Below are 5,120 nucleotides of genomic sequence, written 5' to 3' on the forward strand. Positions count from 1 at the left end.
GGGGGCTCGGGCGTTTCCTGCGGGGCCGGTTCTGGCTCTGCCGGTTTGGCCGGTGCTGCGGGCTTGGCTTCCGCCTTTGGGGCGGGCTTGGCCTTTGCTTCGGGCTTGGCGGCGGCCGGTGCGGCGGCGGCACCCCGGTTGGACAGGCCCAGCCGGTGAACCTTGCCGATGACGGCGTTGCGGGTCACGCCGCCCAGTTCCTTGGCGATCTGGCTGGCGGACTGGCCCTCGCCCCACATCTTCTTCAGTGTCTCGACGCGTTCGTCAGTCCAGGACATGCGGGGTTCTCCATATTGGAAAGCGGTCCCCGATGTCAGGACCGCTTCGTCAATTTCAGCGCCCTATACTAATGCCTGCCAGCGCAGGCGCAAGCCGGTATGCGGCATCACGTCCGTCAACGGCGCCCTTGCCGCCTGCATGGCCCTTGACCACCGGGCGTGCCCATGGCCTTTTGGCGGCTTGATACACCAGCAAAGGACGATCACCATGATCCCTTCCGTACTGCCCACCTATGCCCGCGCACCCCTGTCCTTCGTGAAGGGCGAAGGGGTCTGGCTGGTGGAGGAAGGCGGGCGACGTTTTCTCGACCTCGGGGCGGGGATCGCCGTGAACGCGCTGGGCCATGCACATCCGGCGCTCATTCGTGCGCTGACGGTACAGGCGCAAACGCTCTGGCATACGTCCAACCTTTACCAGATTCCGCAGCAGCAGGCGCTGGCGGACAGGCTGGTGGAGCACACCTTTGCGGATACCTGTTTCTTCACGAACTCGGGCACCGAAGCCTGTGAACTGGCGGTGAAGATGGCGCGCAAGCATTTCCACGACCGCGGCGCGCCGGAACGGGTTGAGATCATCACGTTTTCCGGTGCCTTCCACGGGCGCTCCTCTGCCGGGATTGCGGCGGCGGGGTCGGAGAAGATGACCAAGGGGTTCGGTCCGCTCCTGCCGGGCTTCGTGCATCTGGACTTCGGCGATCACGATGCACTGCGTGCCGCCGTGACCGACAAGACCGCCGCGATCATGGTCGAGCCGGTGCAGGGCGAGGGCGGCATCAGGCCACTGCCGGATGCCTGTCTGAAGGGTTTGCGCGATCTCTGCGATGAACACGGCATCCTGATGATCCTGGACGAAGTGCAATGCGGCGTGGGTCGCACTGGACGGCTCTTCGCACATGAATGGTCGGGCGTTTCCCCCGACATCATGATGGTGGCCAAGGGGATCGGGGGCGGCTTCCCCCTCGGTGCCGTGCTGGCGACCGAAGAAGCAGCGTCGGGCATGACGGCGGGCACCCATGGTTCCACCTACGGGGGCAACCCGCTGGGCTGCGCCGTCGGAGCCGCAGTGATGGATGTGATCACCGCGCCCGATTTCCTGCCCGAAGTGAACCGCAAGGCCGGGATCATCCGTCAAAAGCTCGAAGGCCTCGTGGCATCGCACCCGGACGTTTTCGAAGAGGTGCGCGGAATGGGGCTCATGCTGGGGCTGCGCTGCAAGGTGACGAACACCGATCTCGTCACGGCGGGCTACGCGCATGAGGTTTTGACCGTGCCGGCCGCAGACAACGTCGTGCGCATCCTGCCCCCCCTCAACATCACGGATGACGAGATCGAAGAGGCGCTGTCGCGACTGGACGACGCGGCGACCTCCATGAAGAAATAGGCGGCGCGCCGCTCCCTAAAGCCACGCACCGCCACGGCGCAGTTCGTGCCCGGCCCGTAAGAAAGGCAAATCCATGCCCCACTTCCTTGATATTCACCAAACCCGCCCCGAAGCGCTGCGCGGAATTATTGACGACGCCCGCGCGGTCAAGACGGCGCGTCAGGGTCGCCCCCGCGGCGCGCCCGACGACGATCAGCCGCTCAAGGACCACATGGTGGCGCTGATCTTCGAAAAACCCTCCACCCGTACGCGTGTCTCCTTCGATGTAGGCGTCCGGCAGATGGGCGGGCAGACCATGGTCCTGTCGGGAACCGACATGCAACTGGGCCACGGCGAGACGATCGCCGATACCGCCCGCGTGCTCAGCCGCTACGTCGATCTCATCATGATACGGACCTTCGAAGAGCAGACCTTGCTCGAAATGGCGGAATACGCGAGCGTGCCGGTCATCAACGGGCTGACCAACCGCAGCCACCCCTGCCAGATCATGGCCGATGTCATGACGTTCGAGGAACACGCCGGACCGATCAAGGGGCGCAAGATCGTCTGGTCAGGCGATGGCAACAACGTTTTCGCCAGTTTCGCCCATGCGGCGAAACAGTTCGAATTCGACCTCACGTTTACCGGCCCACCCCCACTGGACCCGGAACCGGCCCTCGATGGCCTATATACCGTGGAGCGCGATCCGGCGAAGGCGGTGGAGGGCGCCGATCTGGTGGTCACCGACACCTGGGTCAGCATGCATGACCCGCAGTCTGCACGGGAACGGCGCCACAACCAGTTGCGCGGCTATCAGGTCAACGACGCGCTCATGGCGCGGGCCAAACCGGATGCCCTGTTCATGCACTGCCTTCCCGCGCATCGCGACGACGAGGCGACCAGCAGCGTCATGGACGGGCCCCATTCCGTTATCTTCGACGAGGCGGAAAACCGTCTTCACGCGCAAAAGGCCATCATGCGTTGGTGTCTGGACAAATGACCGACGGCCCGCGGATCGTCGTCGCGGGCGCGGGGGCCATTGGCTGTTTCACGGGCGGGCTGCTGGCTGCAGCGGGCCGTGATGTCACGTTGCTGGTACGGCCCCGCATCGGGCACGAGATACGCGCCCACGGCCTGACGCTCACCGATTTCGGCGGGCTGGCGGAGACGGTGCGCCCGGAAGATCTGACCTTTACGCAGGATGCGCGCTGTCTCGCGCAGGCGGATGTCATTCTCGTAACGGTGAAAACGCGGGACACCGCCGATATCGCCCGCAGCATCGCTGCGCATGGCGCGGCGGGGGCTTGCGTGATCAGCCTGCAGAACGGGGTCACCAATGCCGCCACCCTGCGGGACGCCCTGCCTGGGCGGGATGTGCGGGCGGCGATGGTGCCCTTCAACGTCGTGCCCATGGGGCAGGGGTGTTATCATCGTGCCACAAGCGGAAATATCGTGCTGGAGGCGGGGCCGGCAGACTGGGCCACGCGATTGTCGGTGCCCCATTTGCAGTGGGAAGAAAGCGACGACATCCTCGGCGTCCAATGGGGCAAATTCCTCGTCAATCTGACCAATGCGCTGAATGCCCTGAGCGGTCTGACCCTTCAGGACATGCTGCGCGACCGGCAGTGGCGCAGGGTCATGGCCGCCCAATGGTCCGAAGCGCTGCGCGTGCTGCGGGCAGAGGGCATCCGCCCAGTTTCCACGACGCCGGTGCCGGTAGGGGCCATTCCACATATCCTGCGGCTTCCCACGCCGCTGTTCACCCGAATCGCCGCATCGATGCTCACCATCGATGCGCAGGCGCGAACCTCAATGGCCTATGACCTGATGGAAGGGCGACCGACCGAAATCGACGCATTGCAGGGCGAAGTCGTTCGCATGGGGGCCGCCCAGAAGCGCCCGGTGCCGATCTGCCGGCATGTGACGGAAGTCATGCATCTGGCGGAACTTGCAAAAGAGGGGCTGCCCCATCTGCCGCCCTCCGCCCTTTGGCCCAAGAAGGACCGCGGCTAGACGGTGAAAAAGGTCAGGCCAAGGAACACCGCTGCCGAGATCAGCGCGGCGGCGGGGACGGTGATCACCCATGCGGCCGCGATCGTCAGGAAATGGGAGCGGCGCACCAACAGGCGCCTGCGCCGTTCCTCCGGGGCGATCCGCTTGACCGGCGACACCCGGACATCCGGTCGGCGAAGCCGCCGTTCCATGTGCCATTCGCGGTAGAAGCCCACGCCAAAGACACCACCCACCGCGATATGGGTGGAACTGACCGGAAGACCCAGCCAGCTTGCCACGATGACCGTGATCGCCGCTGAAAGGGCGACGCAATAGGCACGCATCGGGTTCAGCTTGGTGATCTGGCGGCCCACCATCCGGATGAGCTTCGGACCGAAGAGAAACAGCCCGAAGGAGATGCCGAAGGCACCGATGATCATCACCCAGAGCGGAATGCGCACCTCGGCCTCGACCCCGCCGGCTTCTGCGGCGTGGACGATCGCGGCAAGGGGACCCACCGCATTGGCCACGTCGTTCGCACCATGGGCGAAACTCAGCAGCGCGGCGGAGAAGACCAGCGGCAGACCGAAGAGCACCTTGACCGACTTGTTGCGGTTCTCCATCCCTTCCGACCGGCGCCTTACGGCAGGGCGGGCCAGCGCATAGACAGCCAACCCCGCAACAAGGCCGATGGCGAGGGCCAGAGGCATATCGACGGATACGATCTTTTTCAGCCCCTTCAGCGCAAGATAGACCGCAAAGACCCCGGCCATGAGACCGACAAGCACCGGAACCCAAATGCGGGAGGCGGCGATCTTGTCGTCGCGGTAGAGGATGCGCGCCTTGATGAAGGCGAGGAAAGCGGCGGCGATCACACCCCCCAACAGGGGGGAGATGATCCAGCTGGCCGCGATCATCGACATGGACCCCCAGTCTACGGTACCAAGCCCCGCTGCCGCGATGCCCGCCCCCATGACGCCGCCCACCACCGAATGGGTGGTGGAGACCGGGGCACCGATACAGGTGGCGAGGTTGACCCAAAGCGCGGAAGAGATGAGCGCCGACATCATCGCCCAGATGAAGACCTGCGCATCGGCAAAGGAGGCGGGATCGATGATCCCCTTGGAAATTGTCGACACGACGTCGCCCCCGGCCAGAAGTGCACCTGCACTTTCGCTGAGCGCGGCGATGGCGATGGCACCGCCCATGGTCAGCGCGTTCGCACCCACGGCGGGCCCCATATTGTTCGCGACGTCATTGGCCCCGATATTCACCGCCATGTAGGCGCCAAAAACCGCAGCCGCGATCACGACGAAGCCGCCCGGGGTTCCGCCGAAGAAGACGGCGCCCAGTATCCCGGCAAACAGCATGAAGATCAGCGCGATGCCCGGCGCCACGAGCGAACGCGACAGATGCGTCGTTGCCAGTTCCACCTTGGATATCCGGTCGAGATCGCTGTCCAGCGTCTTCCACTGGCTGCCGCGCGGCGT

The 5,120-nt window shown here is 64.9% G+C and carries 5 protein-coding genes; 3 read left to right on the forward strand and 2 right to left on the reverse strand.

Annotated elements, in window-relative coordinates; genetic code table 11:
- A partial coding sequence (locus A3764_RS13155) for a GcrA family cell cycle regulator (RefSeq protein ID WP_330220523.1) occupies positions 1-278 on the reverse strand: 278 nt, incomplete at its 3' end.
- Between the two features lie 208 nt (positions 279-486).
- On the opposite strand from A3764_RS13155, the gene A3764_RS13160 reads away from it, so the two are divergent.
- From A3764_RS13160 to A3764_RS13170, 3 genes are all read left to right on the forward strand, one after another.
- Positions 487-1,659, forward strand: coding sequence for an aspartate aminotransferase family protein (locus A3764_RS13160; RefSeq protein ID WP_067925884.1), 1,173 nt, complete (start codon positions 487-489; stop codon positions 1,657-1,659).
- Between the two features lie 73 nt (positions 1,660-1,732).
- Complete coding sequence (gene argF / locus A3764_RS13165) at positions 1,733-2,638, forward strand: ornithine carbamoyltransferase (protein ID WP_067925881.1); 906 nt, start codon at positions 1,733-1,735, stop codon at positions 2,636-2,638.
- Positions 2,635-3,651 carry a 2-dehydropantoate 2-reductase gene (locus A3764_RS13170; protein ID WP_067951654.1) on the forward strand — a complete coding sequence of 339 codons (1,017 nt, stop codon included), beginning with the start codon at positions 2,635-2,637 and terminating at the stop codon, positions 3,649-3,651. The genes argF and A3764_RS13170 overlap by 4 nt, the downstream gene beginning before the upstream one ends.
- Here A3764_RS13170 and A3764_RS13175 read toward each other — a convergent pair.
- Positions 3,648-5,120, reverse strand: a 1,473-nt coding sequence (locus A3764_RS13175; protein WP_067951655.1) for an inorganic phosphate transporter, incomplete at its 5' end; no start/stop codon positions are given. The two genes, A3764_RS13170 and A3764_RS13175, sit on opposite strands and share 4 nt — an antisense overlap.

Source organism: Sulfitobacter sp. HI0129 (assembly GCF_001635395.1).
Classification (GTDB): Bacteria; Pseudomonadota; Alphaproteobacteria; order Rhodobacterales; family Rhodobacteraceae; genus Sulfitobacter.

Coding starts and splice junctions, on each gene's coding strand:
- A3764_RS13160 (WP_067925884.1), top strand. CDS start 487: ATGATCCCTTCCGTACTGCCCACCTATGCCCGCGCACCCCTGTCCTTC.
- argF (WP_067925881.1), top strand. CDS start 1,733: ATGCCCCACTTCCTTGATATTCACCAAACCCGCCCCGAAGCGCTGCGC.
- A3764_RS13170 (WP_067951654.1), top strand. CDS start 2,635: ATGACCGACGGCCCGCGGATCGTCGTCGCGGGCGCGGGGGCCATTGGC.